This window comes from Nitrospiria bacterium, from assembly GCA_036397255.1.
GTDB lineage: Bacteria > Nitrospirota > Nitrospiria > DASWJH01 > DASWJH01 > DASWJH01.
On the sequence record DASWJH010000055.1, the window covers coordinates 12,901 to 29,566 of the forward strand.

At 43.0% G+C, this 16,666-nt stretch carries 14 protein-coding genes and 1 tRNA gene; 14 read left to right on the forward strand and 1 reads right to left on the reverse strand.

What is annotated here, in order from left to right:
- Positions 1 to 39: 39 nt before the first annotated feature.
- Complete coding sequence (locus tag VGB26_07515; protein HEX9757636.1) at positions 40 to 363, reverse strand: hypothetical protein; 324 nt, start codon at positions 361 to 363, stop codon at positions 40 to 42.
- A 713-nt stretch (positions 364 to 1,076) separates the two neighbouring features.
- Between VGB26_07515 and pgsA the strand changes: the two genes are divergently transcribed.
- The 14 genes from pgsA to VGB26_07585 all read left to right on the forward strand — a co-directional run bounded on the left by pgsA (position 1,077) and on the right by VGB26_07585 (position 16,585).
- A complete protein-coding gene (gene pgsA, locus VGB26_07520; protein HEX9757637.1) occupies positions 1,077 to 1,622 on the forward strand; it encodes a CDP-diacylglycerol--glycerol-3-phosphate 3-phosphatidyltransferase in 546 nt (181 codons plus the stop codon).
- 67 nt (positions 1,623 to 1,689) lie between these two features.
- Positions 1,690 to 3,066 carry a DUF512 domain-containing protein gene (locus VGB26_07525; protein HEX9757638.1) on the forward strand — a complete coding sequence of 459 codons (1,377 nt, stop codon included), beginning with the start codon at positions 1,690 to 1,692 and terminating at the stop codon, positions 3,064 to 3,066.
- Complete coding sequence (gene aroE / locus VGB26_07530; GenBank protein HEX9757639.1) at positions 3,014 to 3,871, forward strand: shikimate dehydrogenase; 858 nt, start codon at positions 3,014 to 3,016, stop codon at positions 3,869 to 3,871. Before VGB26_07525 ends, aroE begins: the two co-directional genes overlap by 53 nt.
- A 161-nt stretch (positions 3,872 to 4,032) precedes the next feature.
- A complete protein-coding gene (aroC, locus tag VGB26_07535) occupies positions 4,033 to 5,097 on the forward strand; it encodes a chorismate synthase (protein HEX9757640.1) in 1,065 nt (354 codons plus the stop codon).
- A 358-nt stretch (positions 5,098 to 5,455) separates the two neighbouring features.
- A complete protein-coding gene (gene pilB, locus VGB26_07540) occupies positions 5,456 to 7,255 on the forward strand; it encodes a type IV-A pilus assembly ATPase PilB (GenBank protein HEX9757641.1) in 1,800 nt (599 codons plus the stop codon).
- A gap of 79 nt (positions 7,256 to 7,334) precedes the next feature.
- Positions 7,335 to 8,447: a type IV pilus twitching motility protein PilT gene (locus VGB26_07545; GenBank protein ID HEX9757642.1), complete on the forward strand. Its 1,113-nt coding sequence runs from the start codon at positions 7,335 to 7,337 to the stop codon at positions 8,445 to 8,447.
- A 71-nt stretch (positions 8,448 to 8,518) separates the two neighbouring features.
- Positions 8,519 to 9,730, forward strand: coding sequence for a type II secretion system F family protein (locus tag VGB26_07550; protein ID HEX9757643.1), 1,212 nt, complete (start codon positions 8,519 to 8,521; stop codon positions 9,728 to 9,730).
- A gap of 49 nt (positions 9,731 to 9,779) precedes the next feature.
- Positions 9,780 to 11,468: an ATP-binding protein gene (locus VGB26_07555; GenBank protein HEX9757644.1), complete on the forward strand. Its 1,689-nt coding sequence runs from the start codon at positions 9,780 to 9,782 to the stop codon at positions 11,466 to 11,468.
- Positions 11,469 to 11,661: 193 nt separating this feature from the next.
- A complete protein-coding gene (locus tag VGB26_07560) occupies positions 11,662 to 13,092 on the forward strand; it encodes a sigma-54 dependent transcriptional regulator (protein ID HEX9757645.1) in 1,431 nt (476 codons plus the stop codon).
- Positions 13,093 to 13,275: 183 nt separating this feature from the next.
- Positions 13,276 to 14,283 (forward strand): 4-(cytidine 5'-diphospho)-2-C-methyl-D-erythritol kinase, encoded by a 1,008-nt coding sequence (gene ispE, locus VGB26_07565; protein ID HEX9757646.1) that lies wholly within the window; start codon positions 13,276 to 13,278, stop codon positions 14,281 to 14,283.
- A 36-nt stretch (positions 14,284 to 14,319) separates the two neighbouring features.
- Positions 14,320 to 14,394 (forward strand) — tRNA-Gln (locus VGB26_07570).
- Between the two features lie 63 nt (positions 14,395 to 14,457).
- Positions 14,458 to 15,399: a ribose-phosphate pyrophosphokinase gene (locus VGB26_07575; GenBank protein HEX9757647.1), complete on the forward strand. Its 942-nt coding sequence runs from the start codon at positions 14,458 to 14,460 to the stop codon at positions 15,397 to 15,399.
- Between the two features lie 23 nt (positions 15,400 to 15,422).
- A complete protein-coding gene (locus VGB26_07580; protein HEX9757648.1) occupies positions 15,423 to 16,151 on the forward strand; it encodes a 50S ribosomal protein L25 in 729 nt (242 codons plus the stop codon).
- 170 nt (positions 16,152 to 16,321) lie between these two features.
- Entirely contained in the window at positions 16,322 to 16,585 is a 264-nt protein-coding gene (locus VGB26_07585; GenBank protein HEX9757649.1) for a hypothetical protein, read from the forward strand.
- The last annotated feature ends 81 nt before the right edge of the window (positions 16,586 to 16,666 follow it).

A 16,666-nucleotide genomic window follows, 5' to 3' on the forward strand; every position in this document is an offset into this window, starting at 1 on the left:
GAGGAATTTTCTCCTCATAAAGTAACCAGGACGGAATTTTCATTGGGCAACCGTTTTATCTGGATAATTGGTCCATTGTTCACTGTCGTCAAAATGACGAATTCCCCTTTCACCTAAGTATTTTTTGCCACGAAAACTTAGCCGTGTGCGAAGTTTGGTAAACCCTTTTTCTTGTAAACGGGAAACCACGTCTTCAATGGCTTGCCGAATAATTTTAAAATGGGTCGACTCTACGGTAAAATCTTCATAGTGCATTCTCCCATGGTACCCCCGTTCTGCCTTAAATATTTCAATATTCCGATTAAAATACCTTGGAACTGAATCAAATCCCTCTACCTGATGAATTTCAACATTGATGGACATGAGGTTCTCCTTTATTATTCCCAGGGTATAAGCGATCTTCCATCCATCCTGATGAACGGACCGCTAAAAAAATTTCTTTACATGTCTTTTCCAGCCCCTCCCTAACAAGGAGCGCACACTTGGGAAAGGTCCAAGATGTTTTTTTGAGTAAATAATGGTTTTGCGGGAATCGCTGGAATATGGGGTCTGTCCTTTAAGGGTTATTGTTTTTTTTTGGAAAATGAAAAGTTAAAAATAGTGCAGCCCAACCAGAAAATCAAGGGCATGGAAAAAGAAATGGTCTTAAATTATTTCCTCATTTCTACCCAATTTTAACTATTGCCCTGTTTTTTCGTTTTAATTTCCGCCTAAGGTTCACTAAAATATTATAACAAGGTTTTGCCATTAAATATTCATCAAGATAACCTTCCTTTTTTACACTGTCAAGAGGAGTCTAGTGTGGTTTTAACGTTTCATTTTTATTAAAACCTTAGGATTCCACCCCCTCTAGCTTTTCGGGAAGGGGAAAACCCATTAAATGGGTGGGGGTGAGAAAATTTCTTCTTTTTTTCCTTTTTTCAGAGTTTTTAAAAATTAAACCTATGGTCCAGGAAGTTGTTGAATATAATGAGATGTTTAAGAAAAACCATTTAATTTTCATTGACAGCTCCAGAGGGGATTCCCTATATTAGTAAGGGGCTTTTGGACTTTGGGGTTTTTTTTAGAGAAACATTATGAATGTTCCCAATGGCTTAACGCTTTTTCGGATCCTGTTGATCCCTTTTTTTATTAATTTTCTAGTATATCATTATTATCTTTATGCCCTGCTGATTTTCTTATTGGCTAGTTTGACGGATGGTTTAGATGGTTTTATCGCTCGAGTCTCCAATCAAAGGACCAAACTGGGAAGCTATTTAGATCCCATGGCAGACAAACTCCTTTTAACGGCGGCCTTTATTACGCTGGCCTATTTGAAATTTATTCCCGTTTGGATCACCATTGTAGTTGTGAGTCGTGATGCCATTTTACTTTTGGGAACTCTTTTATTGCATTTGACCCAAATGAACATTAACATGTTGCCAACGCTGATGGGAAAAAGTACCACATTATTTCAGTTGGTCTGTATCCTTGCCATTTTGTTTTTTGTGGTTTTCCAGAAAGATACGTCTAACCTTTCTCCTTTACTTTTCTTAACAGTAGGGCTTACGATCATATCCGGATTGCAGTACCTTTTTCGCTGGGTTAGATTAATGAACCATGAGGGAACGCAGTTCGTCTAATGGTTGAAAGGAAAACCCGTTTTTTTAAGCTTGGAAATTAAAATGAAGGATAGGAGTTAAACACCCCATGACGGAATCATTTTTATCGATTCAGACAGGTAAAGGGCTTCTCGTAGACGAAGTCTCCCCCGATGGAATAGGGGATAACGTTGGGATTGAGGAAGGGGATCGGCTGCTGTCCATCAACGATCAAGTTCTAAGGGACGTAATTGATTATAAATATTTTGTGTCTGATGAGATGATTGAGGTGAAAGTCATCAAAGGAAATGGAGAAATTTTAGACATTGAGATTGAAAAGGAACCCGATGAAGATTTAGGCTTAGGGTTTCCAGGTATGCGTATTCGGCAATGTCCCAATAAATGCATTTTTTGTTTTGTTGACCAGAATCCTTCGGGGCAAAGAAAAGCCCTTTATATTAGGGATGAAGATTACCGGTTTTCATTTTTATATGGAAACTATATTACTTTAACAAACCTAAGCAAAAGGGATCGCCAGCGAATTTTCCAACAAAAACTTAGCCCCCTTTATGTTTCAGTTCATGCCACGGATAATGAATTGAGGCGGAAGCTTCTGGTGAACCCAAAAGCCCCGGATATTCTAGAAACCATGAAGGAGTTTATCAACCAGGGAATTAGCCTCCAAACACAAATTGTCATTTGTCCAGGACTCAATGATGGGGTTTTCCTTGAAAAAAGTATTCAGGATTTAGCGGCTTTGTATCCAGGGGTGGCTTCTTTAGCCATTGTCCCCGTTGGCCTGACAAAATTTCGGGATCATTTGATCCCCATTGAAGAAGTGACCCCGGCTTATGCGAAAACCATGGTCCAAAGCTTACAGCCCTGGCAAGATCGATTTCGGAACGAATTGGGAACTTCTTTTGTTTTTCCATCGGATGAATTTTTTATTAAAGCCAATGAGCCTTTTCCTTCCGTGGAATATTATGAAGAATTATTACAGTTTGAAAATGGTGTGGGAATGGTTTCCTTGTTTCTGAGGGAGGCCACGGAATGGCTTCAAAACCTTCCATCCCAGGTTGGAACGCCCAAAAGGATTTCCTTGGTCACAGGATTTTCATTTGGGGGGTATTTACAACAAGTCGTTTCCCAAGCTCAGGTAAAAGGGCTTTCCCTTCAGGTATTTCCTATTCAAAATAACTTTTTTGGTCCATCGGTAACCGTGACGGGGTTGTTGACAGGAGGGGACATTATTCAAGGTATACGTTCGGAGGATATAGGAGATCTTTTGGTCATTCCCTCCGTTGCCCTAAACGAAGAAGGAACCTTTTTCCTGGATAATACCAGCCCTGAGGATATTTCGAAGGCCTTGGGAATTCCCGTTCAAATGGTTCAATCAAAAACTCGTGGACTTTGGGAAATGATGGGGGCGGATCATGGATATATCGGGAAAAACACAACTGGTGTGCATCATTGGCAATCCGATTGAGCATTCACTTTCCCCCGCCATTCAAAATGCAGCTTTTTTGGCCCTGAGGCTAAATTGGTGTTACCTTCCATTTCATCTTTTTCCCCAGGATTTAAAGGTTAGTGTAGAACTTCTCAGGGTTATCCAAAACCTAAAGGGCGCCAATGTTACGGTTCCTTACAAAGAAAAAGTGATTCCCTTTTTGGATGGGTTGACCACAGAGGCTCGGGAAATTGGAGCCGTTAACACCATTGAAGTTCAGGCGGATAGAACTTTGGTGGGACACAACACCGATGGAAGAGGGTTTGTGGCTGCCTTCCGGGAAGAAATTGGAATGAGTCTTCAGGGAAAAGTAGGTTTAATGGTGGGGGCAGGAGGGGTGGCGCGGGCGGTGGGGTACCGCTTGATAAAGGAACAGGTGCGGGAGGTAATTTTTATCAATCGAACTCTCTCCAGGGCCAAGGGATTAGCCCAACAGATGAGGGCCTGGTCCCCACAGGTTTTATCCCATGGCTTAGCCCCGGATGATTTGAAAATTCAGGATCTTTTAAAAAGGGTGGATTTTCTGATTAATGCAACCTCTTTGGGGCTTCAAGCATCCGATCCCCTTCCGATCACCCTGGATGGCTTAAACCCTAACGCTGTGGTGTGTGACCTGGTTTATCGCCCAGGGGGAACTTTTTTTTCAAATTTGGCAAAAGAAAAAGGTTGGGCTTCCATGGGAGGTTTGCCCATGTTGGTGCATCAAGGGGCCTTGGCTTTTGAGGTCTGGACAGGGCAAAAAGGGCCCGTTCAGGTTATGGCTGAGGCCCTTCAAAGAGTGTGAGACCTGTTTGAAGAAAGACCCCTCCGGGCTGAAAAGTTGGTTTAAATTTTTTTCTTACCCAGGTCCTCTTTTTTTTTTGGGGGGGTATTTTAATGGGTTCGGTTGGCTTGTGGGTTTTTTGATATTGCAGGGTGTTTCTTTCAATTACCCGGAGTTTTTTCATGGCTGGAAATAGTTATGGGGTTGTTTTCCGTGTGACCACTTTTGGGGAAAGCCATGGTTTGGCCCTGGGGGTGATTGTCGATGGGTGTCCCGCCGGGTTGGTTCTTTCGGAAACGGAGATCCAAAAAGATTTAGATCGGAGACGGCCGGGACAGAACCCTTTAACATCTCAAAGGCAAGAAAAGGACCAAGTGAAAATATTGAGCGGGGTTTTTGAAGGGGTCACCACGGGTACCCCCATTGGCATGATTATTCATAATGAGGATCAAAGATCTAAGGATTATGATTCTATTAAAAATCTTTTCCGTCCGGGTCATGCGGATATAACCTACCTTCGAAAATACGGGATACGTGATTACCGAGGGGGAGGTAGGGCCTCCGCTCGGGAGACCGTTGCCCGGGTGGCCGCAGGGGCCATTGCCAGGAAAGTATTGGCTAAGAGCGAGATAAAAATCATTGCTTATATTAGGAAAGTAGGGTCTGTGGAAATCGAAACCATCGACCTAAACGAGATTTCTCAAAACCCGCTTTTTTGCCCGGATAAAAGAGCGGCGGAGGAAATGAAAACCCTTATTGAAAAGGTTCGTTCCCAGAAAGATTCTATTGGTGCGCTTGTAGAAGTAGTGGCTCAAGGCGTTCCCCCCGGGTTAGGAGAGCCGGTTTTTGATAAGTTGGACGGGGAAATTGCGAAAGCCTTGATGTCAATTAATGCGGTCAAGGGGGTAGAGATTGGGGATGGATTCCGTGTGGTCCAGCTGCGGGGAAGTGAGAATTGCGATCCGATTACTCCCCATGGTTTTAAATCCAACCATGCAGGGGGAATATTAGGGGGAATTTCCAACGGTGATACCATTATCGCTCGTTTGGCCATCAAACCCACATCTTCCATTGCCATTGAACAGGAAACGATTGATATTGAAGGACGACCCACCAAAATCATCACCAAAGGTCGCCACGATCCCTGTGTGGGAATTCGTGCAGTTCCCATTGCCGAAGCAATGATGGCATTGGTTCTTGCGGATTTTCTTTTAAGAAATAAACTGGTTAGAATTAATGATCTTTAAGTTTTAGATTGCCTTTTCATTTTTTTCTGTTTAAAACCCGCCCCCTTTCTCAAATCAAAAGACCTAAACCCTTATTTTTATATTTCTTATTCTATTAAAATCTTCCCATACCGAATTCCTTTCTTCGAATAAACCTCTTTCTGTATTTTTAAGATTTATTAAACTCATAATTTATTGAAAATATTAATAAAACATTGATTTTTGTCAAATTTGACAAAAAATGGAACCTTCAGTACACTTTACACAGCTTATGAAAAAATCTTTTTAAAAATGCTTTGAATTTAAGAATTTTTTCTCTTTAATAATAAACGGCTAGAGCCAACCAGCATTGAACCCTTCTAAATTCCAGAGGTAAACATTGGGTCCTGAAAAAATAGGGAGACTTTTAGTTGCTGCCAATTTAATTTCGGAGGATCAGCTTACCAATTCCCTGGTTTTACAAAAAAAGGCTGGGGGACATTTGGGTAGTATTCTAATTAGACAAGGGTTTCTTGAAGAGGAAAACCTTTTAAAATTTTTAAGCCAGCAGTATGGAGTTCCTTCCGTGGATTTGGCTACCCAGGAAATTGATCCTTCGGTGGTGAAATTCATTCCATCTCAAGTGGCCATCAAGCATCGCGTGATCCCCATTCGAAGAAGGGGGCAATTAATTACTTTGGCCATGGTTGATCCCACCGATGTGTTTGCCATCGATGATATTAAATTCATGACCAGCTATGATGTGGACCCCGTGATTGCTTCTGAGACATCCATTGTGGACGCGATTAATAAACATTACAACCTGCAAATTTCCCAAACGGCAAAAAGCGCTTTGTTGGAGGCCAGGGATTACACCCTCGGAGATGGGGATTTAAAGGGGGATGCGGATTTTGATCATCTCGAAGAAGGGCCGATGATCGCCGTTGAGGATTTCGATTCCGTTGTGGGCGATGCCCTGGATAATATTGATGTGGTGGAAGAGCAACAAGACGAGGGGGGGATCAGGGATGTTGAGGCACCCATTGTCAAATTGGTTAACGGTGTTTTAATCAATGCGATTAAGGTGGGGGCCAGTGATATCCATTTTGAACCCTTTGAAACGGTGTTTCGGGTTCGTTTTCGGTTAGATGGTATTTTGAGAACCACCATGAATCTTCCTTTAAAAATCAAAAACGCTGCTGTCTCCCGTTTAAAAATCATGTCAAAGCTCGATATTGCCGAACGCCGGCTCCCTCAAGACGGTCGAATTAAATTAAAACTCGGAAAAAAGAGAGAGGTGGATTTCAGAGTCTCCACACTTCCTTGCTTATTTGGTGAGAAGGTGGTGATGAGAATTTTGGATAAATCCAATCTATCCTTAGATTTAACCAAACTGGGTTTTGAAACCAAACCATTGGAGGATTTTAATAAGGCGATCAACAGTCCTTATGGAATGGTTTTGGTCACCGGTCCTACGGGAAGCGGGAAAACCACTACTCTGTATTCCGCATTGAGTACCATCAATGATGCAGAGATCAATATTATGACTGCAGAGGACCCGGTTGAGTATAACCTAATGGGAATCAATCAGGTTCAGATGAAAGATGAAATAGGGTTGAACTTTTCCATCGCCCTACGAGCTTTTTTACGTCAGGATCCAGATGTGGTGATGGTGGGGGAAATCCGGGATTACGAGACCGCTGAAATTGGGGTTAAAGCCGCTTTAACGGGACATTTGGTCTTAAGCACCATTCACACCAATGATGCCCCCAGCACCATTAATCGACTGTTGAATATGGGAATTGAGCCTTTTTTGGTCTCTTCTTCGGTCATTTTAATATTGGCCCAGCGGTTGGCCCGAAAAGTCTGTAGCAACTGTAAGGAGGAAGAAAAACTTTCACCCCAATCCCTCGTGGAGGCGGGTTTTTCGGAAAGCGAGGTTAGCCAGCTTACCTTATATAAAGGAAAAGGATGTGAGATTTGCAGCAAAACCGGTTATAAAGGACGGGTGGCCTTGTATGAAGTCATGCCGATTGGAGAAGCCATTCGCGAAATGATTCTTCAGGGTGCTTCTGCGGATGAAATTAAGAAAAAAGCAATGTCATTAGGAATGAAAACACTTCGAATGAGTGGTCTTCAAAAGGTTCGTGAGGGGGTTACCTCCGTAGAGGAAGTGGTCAGCTCTACGTTTAGCGATTAAGAAGTTTTCCAGCGAGATCTTTTTAATTCAAATTTTTTGGCGAAGGTAAAAAAGATATCATAAAAAAAGAAAGGAAAAGATGGCCAATTTATATCAATTACTCCAAACCATGACTGAGAAAGGTGCTTCTGACCTTCATATTACCACTGGATCCCCACCCCAAATCCGAGTGGATGGTAAATTGGTTCCTTTGGATCTTCCACCGATGACCCCCGCTGAAACCAAGCAGCTTTGTTACAGTGTTTTGACGGATGCTCAAAAGCATCGTTTTGAAGAACAAAATGAGCTTGATTTTTCTTTTGGTTTAAAAGGTTTAAGTCGATTCCGGTCAAATATTTTTATGCAGCGCGGGGCGGTTGCGGCCGCCATTCGGACCATTCCATTTAAAATCCTTTCCTTTGAGGAGTTAGGGCTTCCTAAGGTGATGCATGATTTGGTCAAGAAACCCCGAGGGTTGATCCTGGTGACCGGGCCAACCGGGAGCGGAAAGTCCACTACTCTGGCCAGTATGATTGATCGGATCAACTCGGAACGTCATGAACATATTGTCACTATTGAAGATCCCATAGAATTTCTCCATCCCCACAAGAAATGTATAGTGAATCAAAGAGAAGTCAATTCGGATACTTCCGATTTTAAGGTGGCATTAAAATATATATTGAGACAGGATCCCGATGTGGTGTTGGTCGGGGAAATGCGGGATTTAGAGACCATTGAAGCGGCTTTGACCATTGCAGAAACGGGGCACCTCACCTTTGCCACCCTGCATACCAATTCCTGTGCGCAGACCATTAACCGAATTATTGATGTGTTTCCTTCCCATCAACAGCAGCAGGTTCGCGCCCAACTCTCTTTTGTTTTGGAAGGGGTAATTTGCCAACAGTTGCTTCCGAAAACGAATGGCCAAGGAAGGTTGCTGGCCATGGAAATTATGGTTCCAAACCCTGCTATTCGAAACCTGATCCGCGAAGACAAAATTCACCAGATTTATTCCACCATGCAAACAGGACAAAATAAATTTGGAATGCAGACAATGAACCAAGCCCTGTTTGAAATGTACTTGAGACGTTTGGTCAGCTACGATGATGCGGTGGGTAGATCCAGTATACCTGACGAGCTCATTTCAATGATGAATCGAGGAGGGGGTGGGGCTCCCGTTGGAACTGGAAAAGAGCAACGAATGGCCCAATAAACAAAAAGGGCAAAATTTTTGAGTTTGGATCAATGGGGTTACTCCACGCCCCAAAGTCCTTAGGAGGAATTATGGCGACTTTTACCTGGACCGGAAGAAATAAGCAGGGTTCTTTGCAAAAAGGGCAAATGGTTGCAAAAACCCGGGAAGAAGTGATCAGTCTATTGCGGAAACAAAATATTCTGGTGACGTCCATTCAACAGCAAAAGGCCGGTCTTCTTGCAATGGAAATCCCCGGTTTGGGGGGTGGGGTCGGGGATAAAGATATCGTGGTCTTTACACGGCAATTTGCAACCATGATCGATGCAGGGTTACCCCTCGTACAATGTTTGGAAATCTTAGGGGCGCAAACCGAAAATAAATTGCTGGCCAAAGCAATTCAGGATGTTCGAGAAGATGTGGAAAGCGGGTCTACCTATGCGGATGCGCTTAAAAAACATTCCAAGATTTTTGATGACCTATACGTCAGTATGGTGTCCGCCGGGGAGGCTGGAGGAATTTTAGATACCATTTTAAACCGCCTCGCCAAGCATATTGAAAAAGTGATGAAGCTAAAAAGCCAAATTAAAGCCGCCATGTTTTATCCCGCGACCATTGTGGGTGTGGCGGTGGTGGTTATATCGGTTCTGATGGTTTGGGTGATCCCCACCTTTGCCAAAATGTTCGTTGATTTTGGAGGGGTCCTTCCCACCCCAACCAGGATCGTTATGTTTACCAGTGAATTTATGCAATCCAATTTTCTTTTGATTATTGGGGGAGTGATCGCCAGTGTTTTTGGGTTGAAATTTTTTTACGGAAATAAAAAGGGCCGGAGATTTTGTGATAAAATTATTTTGGCTTCACCGGTTTTTGGTCCGATTGTCCGAAAAGCAGCTGTTGCCAAATTTACCCGTACCTTGGGAACCCTGATCAGCAGTGGCGTTCCAATTTTAGATGGTTTGGGAATTGTTGCAAAAACCTCCGGAAATAAGGTGATTGAAGAAGCCCTTTTGGTTGCCCGTCAAAGCATTAGTGAAGGAAAAACCGTTTCAGAACCGTTAGAGAAAACAAAAGTTTTCCCCCCCATGGTTGTACAAATGATTTCCGTGGGTGAGGCCACGGGAGCCCTTGATGCAATGCTTGGGAAAATTGCTGATTTCTATGATGACGAAGTGGATACCGCTGTAGCAGGGCTTACCTCTCTTCTTGAACCCATGCTGATGGTTTTCCTTGGAGTGGTGATTGGGTTTATCGTTATTTCCATGTATTTACCCATATTCAAAATGGCCTCTATTGTAGGGTAAAAAGAAAAACCTCAAAAAATAATTTTCGAGGTCCCGACCTGATGATTTTGTGAACAAGACGCTATCACGAGAAGAAGGGGAAGAGGTCCGCAGGCGCTTGAAATGGTTATTGGGGCTGCGGGTCAGTGTGGTGACAATTTTTTTGGGGTCTTCTCTCCTTTTGCAAGTAGGATTCGGCCGACAACTCAGCTCCATTCATTCTTTTTATTTTCTTATCGGTGCGACTTACCTGTTAACGATTGTTTACGCTCTTTCCTTGAACCAGGTAACGTCTTCCTACCTATATGCCTTCGCCTATGGCCAAATTGTTCTTGATTTGATCTTAGAAACCGGCCTGGTTTTTGTAACCGGGGGGGTTCAGAGTCCCTTTTCTTTTTTATATTTAATCTCGGTTTTTTCATCGGGGATGATCCTTTCCAGAAAGGGAGGGGTAGGGGCAGCCGCCATTGCGTCTCTTCTTTACGGAGGTCTCATTGATCTCCAATACTATGAGGTTTTTCCTGTTTTAACCTCGGGTGGCTTGACAAGCAAAGAGACCTTTTATATTCTTTTTCTCAACATCATTGCTTTTTTCTTGGTGGGTTATGCCAGTGGTGGGGTATCGGAGAAACTAAGAAAGACTGGGGAAGCTCTCCTTAAAAAAGACAAGGGTTTAACAGAACTAAAAGGGTACCATGAACATATTGTTCATAGTATGAGCAGTGGGCTTCTGACCACGGATTTGGAAGGGAGACTGACTTCTTTTAACCGGGCTGCGGGGGAAATTTCAGGATTTTCTTCGGATGAAATCCGGGGAAAGCGGTGTTGGGAGGTTTTGGATTTAGAAAAATTAGAGGAAGTGTTTTCCGTTCCAAGGAAGATCCGCCTTCCCTATCGTTTTGACGGAGAATGCCACCGCAAAGATAAAACCAAGCTCCTATTGGGTGTGACCGTTTCGGATCTTAGGAGCGAGGGAAATAGTACAGGAATTATTGGGATTTTTCAGGATTTAACCCACATTCGGGAAATGGAAAAGGAAATGAAACGAAAAGAAAAATTGGCGACCATTGGGGAAATGGCCGCAGGCATGGCCCATGAAATTCGAAACCCTTTGGCTTCCTTAAGTGGGTCCATGCAGGTTCTTAGGCAAGAACCTTTGCTCAATGATGAACAAAAAACCCTGATGAACATTGCTCTTCGTGAGACGGAGCGATTGGATTCCATCATTACAGGGTTTCTTCGTTACGCAAAACCTTCCCCTCCAAACCGGAAAAAATGTGATTTAAAAAGTTTATTATTGGAAACCTTAGATTTTTTTAAACAAGCCCAAGACTACAGAGAAAATATTAAGGTGTTTTTTGAGCCCGAAGACCGGTTTTTGAGCGCCTCAGTGGACCCCGACCAAATGAAACAGGTATTTTGGAATTTATCCATTAATGCGGTTCAAGCGATGCCAGAGGGCGGGGTGTTGCGGGTTTTGGCAAGGCAAGCCAATAGCGGTTATGGGGGAGAGAATGGATCGGGGGAGGGTTCATTTTCTTGTTTTCAAGTCCTTTTTCAAGATTCTGGGGTAGGAATCGAACCAGTCAACCTGGAAAAAATTTTTTATCCCTTTTTTACCACAAAGGATAGAGGGTCCGGTTTAGGCTTAGCCATTGTTCATCGGATCATTGAAGATCATGGTGGGAAAATTGAGGTTGAAAGTTATTTAGGGAAAGGCACCACCTTTAAAATTCTTTTGCCCTCCCATGGCCCATAGAACGGTTGGCACAAATTTATGAATAGGGGAACGGGTATTCTCTTTTTTTTTAAAAAGATTTAGGGAATAGAAAAAGTTGAGGTTCCGATTTAATACTTGGTAAAATGACGGTTATTTTTTGAACAACCATGTTTGAATTTACCCGGCATCTTGTTTAGGGAAGACCCATTGGATTTCAATTTTTGGAGGGTATGTGGAAAAGATCCTTGTGGTTGATGATGAAAAAAGTATGCGGGATTTTCTATCCATCGTTCTTAAAAAAGAGGGATATTATGTGAGTACAGCGGAGGATGGGGAAATTGCGCGGCAGTGTTTAGAAAAAGATATTTTTGATTTGGTCATTACCGATATCAAAATGCCCCGAATGAGTGGCCTTGACCTCCTTAAGATGGTCAGGGATTTTTCAGAGGAAACCATTGTATTGGTCATTACGGCTTTTGCGTCTACCGAAACTGCCATTGAAGCCATGCGGCAAGGGGCTTATGATTATCTCACCAAACCCTTCCAAATTGAAGAAGTAAAGCTGATCATTCGAAATGCCCTTGAGAAGAGACACCTTCGGGAAGAGAATCTCTTGTTGAAGCGCGAATTGGGGGAGAAGGGTGCTTTAGACCATATCATTGGAAAAAGTGAAAGGATTCGGCAGGTTTTTGATTTGATTAGGAAGGTTGCGGATAGCCGAAGTAATATCTTGATTTTAGGAGAAAGTGGGACCGGAAAAGAACTGGTTGCAAGGGCCATTCATTTTAACAGTAAACGAAAGGAATTTCCCATTGTCACGGTAAATTGTAGTGCGTTACCGGAACCCCTTTTGGAGAGTGAACTATTCGGTCATATGAAAGGGTCTTTCACCGGAGCTGTTGCCAATAAGGAGGGCCTGTTTGAAGTAGCCAATAATGGGACCATTTTTCTAGATGAAATTGGGGAAACCCCTCCATCGATCCAAGTGAAGTTATTACGCGTTTTACAAGAAAAAGAATTCAGACGAATCGGTGGAACCCGTGATATTAAAGTGGACGTTCGGATCATTGCGGCAACCAATAAAGATCTTGGAAAGTTAGTTTCTGATGGGTTATTTCGGGAAGACCTCTATTACCGTTTGGATGTCATTCCCATCCAATTACCTCCCTTGCGGGATCGGCCGGAAGACATTCCATTATTGGTTAACCATTTTTTGAGCAATTATAGTGAAAACAGCGGAAAGAAGGTAAAAGCAATTACCTCGGATGCACTGGACCTTTTGAAAACCCACGAATGGAAGGGAAATGTAAGAGAATTAGAAAATGTATTAGAGCGCGCTTTGGCCTTGGCCAATGGGGATTTACTTAGACAGGAGGATATTGAAAACCATCTTCAACGGTCGGTTTTCTCAAAAGACATGTTCCTCACCGATCTTCCCGAGGAGGGGATTGATTTAGAAGATCTGATGGGACATATTGAGAAAGGCTTTTTAATCAAAGCGTTGGACCGGGCCCATTGGGTAAAAAAGGAAGCGGCCAAACTATTACATTTAAATTTCCGTTCCTTCCGTTATCGTTTATCAAAATACGGTATTAAAAAAAATGGACAAAATGATCCAGAAGATTTTGACGATTTAGAGGAATTTCCTGAAGAAAAATTTTAGTTCCAAATACGTCTGTCCCTATTCCCTGTTTTCCCCGAGAGTCCACAAAAATTTTCCTCCCCTTATTTTCTCCGAAACCTTTTCTTTTATAACAAAGGAGCGGGTTAGGCCCTCTAAAGCGTTTCCCTTCTTGTTTTTTTTCAATCCCTTAATTCAATATAAAATTTGAAATTGGAGGGCCTCTTGTGTCAATCTGTAGCGGAGCCAGAAAAAATGACACCCCTAGGAACCCATAAAAGAATTTGCCTTTTTTCCCCCGCGAAAATAAACCTTTTTTTACATGTCATTGGCCAAAGACTGGACGGATACCATGATCTGGTTTCCCTAATGCAGATGGTGGATTTCGGCGATGAAATTCTTTTTGATATTTCCCCAGAGGGGATTCTGCTGAAGGGAGAGGGGGCCTCTTTACCCCCAACAGAAAAAAATTTGGTTTTTCGGGCAGCTTCTTTATTAAAAAGAGAATGCGGGGTTTCCCAAGGGGTTCGAATTTTTTTAAAAAAGGTAATTCCCATTTCCGCTGGATTAGGGGGAGGGAGTAGTAATGCAGCAGCAACCCTGTTGGGTTTAAATCTCCTTTGGAATCTAAACCTTTCTCGGGGAGATCTTATCCGGTTTGGAGATCAATTAGGGGCCGATGTCCCTTTTTTTTTTCAAGGACCTTTAGCCTTAGCATTGGAAAAAGGAGGGAAATTGGTTCCTCTTAAAGGGGGGACACCTTTATCTGTTTTATTAGTGAATCCGGGGATATCTATTTCCACAGGTGGGGTTTTCCGATCCTTCCAGGCACAACAAAACATCCATCAGGAGAAAACCTTTCCAAAACCTGAATCTTTGGGATTGTTAAAAAAGTGGTTGACAATTGTCCAAGAGCAATTTAAAATCAGCGATTTCGAGAAACCACGGTTTTCCTTCCCAGATGTCTTGGCATCTCTCCGGAATGATCTTGAATCGGTTGTTTTTAATCAGTATCCCCAGGTTCAAAAAATAAAGGAGGATTTGCAGGCGCTGGGTACCTTAATGACACTCATGTCTGGAAGTGGTTCAACAGTGTTTGCAATATTTGAAAACCCCGAGAAAATGAAACGGGCTAAAAAAGCTTTAAAAACAGGTCCCGGATGGATGGTCCGGGAGACTTCTACTCTGGAGCGGTCCCCCTGGAAAAAGGAACTGTCAAAACTTAGAATTTAGCCTGGGTTTTAAAAATTAAAAAATTTGAGACCAAATTGGGGCGTCGACAAGCGGTAAGTCACGAGATTTTGGATCTCGCATTCCCAGGTTCGAATCCTGGCGCCCCAGCCATTTTTTTTGAGAATTTAGGTGGGTGTAAACAGATTTTAGAAAGGGCGGATATGAGGTTAAGGGATGAATAGGAAACTCAAGCTTTTTTCCGGATCTTCCAATTTGGAGCTTGCGGAGGAGATTTGCCGTTTTTTGGGTGTTTCTTTAGGAAGGGCAACCCTTTCTACTTTTAGCGATGGTGAGATTTTAGTGCGGGTTGATGAGAATGTGAGGGGGATGGATATCTTTATTATACAATCCACCTCTTCACCGGTAAACGATAATTTGGTGGAATTACTGTTGATGATCGATGCGATGAAACGGGCGTCCGCTCATCGAATTACCGCTGTCATTCCTTATTTCGGCTACGCCAGGCAGGATCGGAAAGACCAACCCAGAGTTCCCATTTCTGCCAAACTCATGGCCGATTTGATTACCACATCGGGGGCCCACCGGGTTCTGACCGTGGACCTTCATGCGGGACAAATTCAAGGGTTTTTTAATATTCCAGTGGATCATTTATATGCAACGCCAGTTTTGCTCGATTATATTAAATCCAAAAACATTCAAGATTTGGTGGTGGTGTCCCCTGATGCTGGAGGGGTGGAGAGGGCTCGGGCGTTTGCGAAACGCCTCAATGCCCAATTGGCTATTATTGATAAACGAAGGGAAGGCCCCAATCAAACGAAACTCATGAATATTATTGGTGAGGTGGAAAAACGAAATATCTTAATATTAGACGATATGATTGATACGGCAGGAACCATAGCGCAAAGTGCAAGGGCAATAGATGAAAAAGGAGCCAGCGAAATTTTAGCTGGATGTACCCACCCGGTTTTATCCGGGTCAGCATTAGACCATTTAAATTCCTCAGCCATAACGGAAATTATCGTGACCAACACGGTTCCCTTGGGAAAAAAGAAGGACCTCTGCTCCAAAATTAAAGTGCTTTCAGTTGCCCCTCTTTTGGGGGAGGCGATAAAGCGAATTCACGAAGAGGATTCGGTAAGTTCATTGTTTGTTTAGGAAAAAATGTTAGGAGTCTAAGGATGAAACGTATAAATTTATCAGTTGATTTAAGGGAAAAAAGTGGCAAAGGGCCTGCCCGGAGTTTGAGAAGAGAAGGGAAAATTCCTGGAATTCTTTTTGGTTCGGGGGAATCCCTACAACTTACCCTAAATTCAGTGGAATTGGGAAAATCCCTTGGGTCTTCGGGAGGTGAAAATTCCTTGGTGAATTTAAAAATTAATGGATTAAAAAAGAAAGGAGAACGTACCGCTATTTTTAGGGATTTTCAATATCATCCCGTAACCGGAAAACTACTGCATGTGGATTTATTTGAAGTGGCTATGGACGCCATGATCCGGGTAAAGGTTCCCCTTGAAATTACCGGAGGTGTTCCGGTTGGGGTTAAAACAGAAGGGGGTGTTCTTCATACTCATCTTCGTGAAATTGAAATTGAATGTCTTCCTTTGCAAATTCCTGAGAAGGTTCCGGTGGATGTATCAGAGTTGCGGCTGGGGGAATCATTCAACGTGAAACACCTAAAGGTGGAGGAAGGGGTGCGCATTTTAGAAGAGGAAAGAATGAAAGTCGTTTCGGTAACCGCTCCGATGTCGGAGGCCAAACTTGAAGAGCTCTTGGCCAGTCCGGCAGAGGCAGAGGTAAAGGAACCTGAAGTGGTGAGTAAGGAGAAGAAAGAAGGAGAAGCAGCAAAAGGCGAAGAGAAAAAAGAAGAACCTAAGAAGGAGAAGGAATCCAAGAAAGAAAAGGAATAAATTAGTTCGTGGATTTCGTTTTGAAAGTTATTGTTGGATTGGAAAATCCCGTATCACGTTACAAAAATTCCCAGCATAGTGTAGCGTACCGAAGAGTTGAACGGGTTGCTTCCGTCCGGCGAATACCTTTTTATCAGGAAGACCCAATGGTATGAATCGGAAAGGTGAGAATGGATGGAAAGTCTTCCCTTCTGGTTAAACCCAAGACCTTTATGAACGTAGGTGGGGCCACGATTGCTGGGTGGGTGAAAAAAAAAGAAAATGACCACACGCACTTGGTTGTGGTTCATGACGATCGGGACTTGCCATTTGCTCGGATCTTCCGGAAGGCAACAGGGGCTTATGGGGGACATGGGATCCGGTCTTTTATCACCTCTTTAGGAACCCACCATTTTAATCGTCTAAAAATAGGTATTGGACGGCCTCCCGGTTAGAGCCGACCGTCAGAATTTGTTTTAGCCCCTTTTTCTTTTCCGGAAAATAAGATTTTTGGAAAAGGTGGTGATCAAAGTTTT

Bases quoted from the DNA above. Each gene is read 5' to 3' on its own strand.
- VGB26_07585 (HEX9757649.1), top strand. From the start codon at position 16,322: ATGGATGGAAAGTCTTCCCTTCTGGTTAAACCCAAGACCTTTATGAAC.
- VGB26_07545 (HEX9757642.1), top strand. From the start codon at position 7,335: ATGGCCAATTTATATCAATTACTCCAAACCATGACTGAGAAAGGTGCT.
- VGB26_07580 (HEX9757648.1), top strand. From the start codon at position 15,423: ATGAAACGTATAAATTTATCAGTTGATTTAAGGGAAAAAAGTGGCAAA.
- aroC (HEX9757640.1), top strand. From the start codon at position 4,033: ATGGCTGGAAATAGTTATGGGGTTGTTTTCCGTGTGACCACTTTTGGG.
- VGB26_07550 (HEX9757643.1), top strand. From the start codon at position 8,519: ATGGCGACTTTTACCTGGACCGGAAGAAATAAGCAGGGTTCTTTGCAA.
- VGB26_07515 (HEX9757636.1), bottom strand. From the start codon at position 363: ATGTCCATCAATGTTGAAATTCATCAGGTAGAGGGATTTGATTCAGTT.
- aroE (HEX9757639.1), top strand. From the start codon at position 3,014: ATGGATATATCGGGAAAAACACAACTGGTGTGCATCATTGGCAATCCG.
- VGB26_07575 (HEX9757647.1), top strand. From the start codon at position 14,458: ATGAATAGGAAACTCAAGCTTTTTTCCGGATCTTCCAATTTGGAGCTT.
- pgsA (HEX9757637.1), top strand. From the start codon at position 1,077: ATGAATGTTCCCAATGGCTTAACGCTTTTTCGGATCCTGTTGATCCCT.
- VGB26_07525 (HEX9757638.1), top strand. From the start codon at position 1,690: ATGACGGAATCATTTTTATCGATTCAGACAGGTAAAGGGCTTCTCGTA.